Annotated in this window: 4 protein-coding genes; 1 reads left to right on the forward strand and 3 read right to left on the reverse strand. The window is 34.9% G+C overall.

Annotation, left to right across the window (positions count from 1 at the left end; genetic code table 11):
* Positions 1-212 precede the first annotated feature (212 nt).
* Both ABE048_RS10020 and ABE048_RS10025 read right to left on the reverse strand, forming a co-directional pair.
* Positions 213-629: a hypothetical protein gene (locus ABE048_RS10020; RefSeq protein WP_430311049.1), complete on the reverse strand. Its 417-nt coding sequence runs from the start codon at positions 627-629 to the stop codon at positions 213-215.
* Between the two features lie 368 nt (positions 630-997).
* Positions 998-1,579 (reverse strand): TetR/AcrR family transcriptional regulator, encoded by a 582-nt coding sequence (locus ABE048_RS10025; protein WP_430311050.1) that lies wholly within the window; start codon positions 1,577-1,579, stop codon positions 998-1,000.
* A gap of 162 nt (positions 1,580-1,741) precedes the next feature.
* Here ABE048_RS10025 and ABE048_RS10030 point away from each other — a divergent pair, with 162 nt between their 5' ends.
* Positions 1,742-2,476, forward strand: coding sequence for a glucose 1-dehydrogenase (locus tag ABE048_RS10030; protein WP_430311052.1), 735 nt, complete (start codon positions 1,742-1,744; stop codon positions 2,474-2,476).
* Between the two features lie 130 nt (positions 2,477-2,606).
* Here the strand turns inward: ABE048_RS10030 and ABE048_RS10035 are convergent, their stop codons facing one another.
* Positions 2,607-3,923, reverse strand: coding sequence for a GntP family permease (locus ABE048_RS10035; RefSeq protein ID WP_430311053.1), 1,317 nt, complete (start codon positions 3,921-3,923; stop codon positions 2,607-2,609).
* Positions 3,924-4,141: the final 218 nt, after the last annotated feature.

The following is a 4,141-nucleotide window of genomic DNA, read 5'->3' on the forward strand; positions in this document are numbered from 1 at the left end:
CTCCGTTCCTTAATTACGCTCCGGGGCCTCACCTGACTCGCTTTCCCATAGGAGACTTCGCTAATTCCACACAACAAAGATAGATATGCCTTCATGATGTAGGGGAGACATTTGTATTTAGAAGAAGTATAAGAATATGAATAAAAAAACTCGCCAAAGTGAAATTTCCACTTTAGCGAGAATGTTGTTGCATATCATCTGAATTACAATTTTTATTCAGTTTGTTTTGTAATGTCATATAATTTATCTTTTATTTTGTTGAATACTTTTTGACCAATGTCTTCAACTGCATATTGGATTTGTGAGTTAAAGGAAATCATTGCCTCTTCAATAATATCATTTAATTCATCTTGGAATGGACTCGTCATTTCTGGTTTAATTTCTTCTTGTTTTTCTGGTTCATTCTCTTTTTCAAAAATTTTAGGGTTCTTCACTAATGTACATAGTAATTGAAATACTTCACCTGCATTGAGAATTTCTTCATTATTGCGGTTTGGCTTTCTCAAAACTTCCCATGTTTGTGAATCGAAGTTTTTATATATGATTCCAGGTGGTGTTCCATGTGGATGCTTTTCAATTTCCCTCAGAATTTCAATATGTGCAGGTGTAATACGCCTTGTTTTCCCCATCATAATTCTCTCCTTTTAGTTTTGTAATCTAATATATGCAAGGAATTTCTGTGGAGTTTTTCTAACAATAGAAGAACTTAAATATGAAGAAGTTTAAGTGTGCATACTGTAAAGTTTTCGTTGGAAAAATTAATTAACAATAATGATAGTAATTGGAACTTAATTGCGAATGGAATTGGTTTGTTGCTGAGGATGGGAATTTGACCGGCCCATGAAGGCTGAAACAAGGTAACCGTTTTATTCAGTAAAGACCAACTTTAAAAGGATTAATTATAGATTCAACTATTAAAGACTAGACCCAGTAAATGTAGAGTCTAGTCTTTAGTAGTTTAGAAATAATGGCTATTTATCTCTTAATATAATTGTGTTTATTCTTTACGAACAATTGCCCCAGTGAACATTTTGCCTTGTAAATAGGCTAATTTTTGGGCCATCACTTCGGGAGAATCTTTGAAATCTTGTTGAATCCAATACATAAAAAATCCAAGACTACCGTAAGTGGTGAAGTAGTTTAATGCAGGTATTTCAATAACTGTTTGCTCTTCGAGTCCAAGTTCAGTATTAGAGACTTGAACAAGGCTCTCGCAAAACTGATTCTGGGATCCAGGTAACACTTCTCCCTTTAACATAAGTGAAAAAACAAATTGATTTTGATAGATAAATTTAAATAGTGGGAGATGCCGCTTCGCATCAGTTGCGGAAAAACGTTCTAAATCTTTAAAGGATTTACGAAAGTAATCTATAAGATCATTTAAATAATCATCGAATATTGAAGCTAATAGATCTTGTAAATCCGTATAGTGTGAATAAAATGTTACGCGGTTACAGCGAGCGTTTTGCGTTACCTCAGTGATTGAAATATCCTTTAATTCTTTTTCTTTTAATAATACTAATAATGCGTTTTTTAAGTTTTTTTGTGTTCGAGCGACACGACGATCTTCGTTACTCATTATATTATCACCTTATTTTTTTTACTGAAAATTGAATATTATTGAACATATTATGGCATCTTTCTTTTCGATTGACAAATATATTATTTATCTGTTAATTTACAAGTGTAGTATAAAATTATCGAGAATTCATTTCGGTAAATATTTTAGGAGGAAAACAACATGGCTCGTTTAGATGGAAAAGTTGCTATTATTACAGGTGCTGCTCAAGGTATGGGTGCATCACATGCTCGTAAATTTGTCGAAGAAGGCGCTAAAGTTGTATTAACTGACTTAAATGAAGAAAAAGGGAAAGCACTAGCTGCTGAACTTGGTGAAAGCGCTTTATTTGTAAAACAAAATGTAACAAGTGCTGAAGATTGGACAAATGTTGTTGCTGAAGCTGAAAAAGCATTCGGTGCAGTTAATGTTTTAGTTAACAATGCGGGTATTACAATGGCGAAATCTATTCTAGAAACAACTGAAGAGGAATATCGACGTATCCTAGATATTAACCAATTATCTGTTTTCTTAGGAATGAAGAATGTAATTCCCTCTATGCAAAAAGCTGGTAGCGGTTCAATCGTCAATATCTCATCTATGAATGGGATTGTTGCTGGGGCAATCGGGTATACAGATACAAAGTTCGCAGTAAGAGGTATGACAAAAGCAGCTGCAATAGAATGCGCTCACTATGGTATTCGAGTAAACTCTGTACATCCAGGTGTCATCGCAACACCAATGGTTGTTCAAGAAGACACAAAAGCAGCAGTAGAAGAATTTTCAAAACATATTCCTCTTAAACGTGTTGCACAACCAGAAGAAGTTACTAACTTAGTGCTTTATTTAGCTTCTGATGAATCTAGTTACTCAACTGGTTCTGAATTCATCGTTGATGGTGGATTAACAGCAATGTAATAAGAATGCTAACTCTAGTAGTGGCTAAGTATAAATTTAATGAAAGATGAAAAAATGGTTCTTCCTCATTTTTATGAAGAAGAGCCATTTTTTTTTAGATGGATATAATATTTGACTTTAAAACTATAAATCAAAAGATTGAAAATAAGATGATTGCTAGTATTGAACCTAATAGAGGAATAATGACAGTTAGGGCACCGAAAGCAGGGTAGGCTCCTTTATAGGATTCTTGTGCAATGGAATGAATCGTTGTAACAACATAGCCGCTATGAGGTAGTGTATCAAGAGATCCAGAAGAGATAGCTACTACACGATGTAAAGCCTCTGGGTCAACACCTACATCTAAATAATGCGGTGCGATTAATGGTAATGCGATTGCTTGGCCACCAGAAGAGGAACCAGTTAAACCTGCTAAAACAGCAACGGCTAATGCACCACCAACTAATGGACTACCAGGGATATGTGTCATAAAATCTACTGCTGCCAAAAAGGCAGGTGTTTCTTTTACAACGCCACCAAAACCAACAATAGCAGCTGTATTAGCTATTGCGATAACAGCACCAAGTCCACCATCTGCAATTGCCTTCTTTCTATCTTTCATATATTTGAAACTAACTAAATAGGTAGTTAATATTCCACCAATTAAAGCAATAATAAGTGCTGATGTTCCTAAACGTTCATGGAAAATAAACGAGAACCCAAGCACAACTAATAATGGTGTCATACTTAATAATGGATTAGGAAGCGGATGATTGCTACTTTCACCGATTTTATCAAACTCTTTTGCTACAAATCTTTCGCCTCTCGCAATTGCTTTTGAAATCATACGTTTCAACCACCAAAAACCAAGCGTAGCCATGAAGATGGCAACAACTAAACTAACTTCCCAACCAGCATACGGTGTCGTTTTAAGAAAAGTAATAGGTATCCAGTTTTGAATTTCAGGAGATCCTGCCGAAGTCATCGTAAATGTAACAGAACCAAGAGCTAATGTAGCAGGTATAAATCGTCTAGGGATGTCCGCTTGTTTGAAAAGGCTCAATGCCATTGGGAACACGGAGAAAGCAACGATAAACAAACTAACACCGCCATATGTTAAGACAGCACAAGCAATAACGACGGATAAAGCAGCATATTTTACTCCTATTTTTTCAACAATCCATTTGGAAACACTATCTGCAGCACCACTATCTTCCATAACTTTTCCGAAAATAGCACCTGCTAAAAACATCAACCACCATGATCCGATAAAACCGGTAAATCCATTCATATAACTAGTAAGAAGATTTGGACTTCCTTCTGCTGCTAATTGTGGGAACAGCGTAATTCCACTGAAAACTGCAGCAATTAATGCGGCAAAAGGAGCTGCAATAAGAACATTTACACCTCTAACTGTTAAATAAATTAATAATGCCAAACTACCAAACACACCGATAAATCCTAACATTTCTATCTACCTCCTTTTGAAGATACAATATGCCGATTTGCATTCAAATAGTATAGAAAGATTATTAAATTTAGTTTAAGAGAGTATAAATGTTAACTATAAATTATAAAAAATTTAATCAGATGATAGATAAAGTTAATAAATTCTTAATAAATTCTTAATAAATAGTTTACTATACTTTCCGCTGCAGACGGCGCTTTCCGCGGGCGAGCGTTGAG

Source organism: Rummeliibacillus pycnus (assembly GCF_050459865.1).
GTDB classification, from domain to species: Bacteria; Bacillota; Bacilli; order Bacillales_A; family Planococcaceae; genus Rummeliibacillus; species Rummeliibacillus pycnus_B.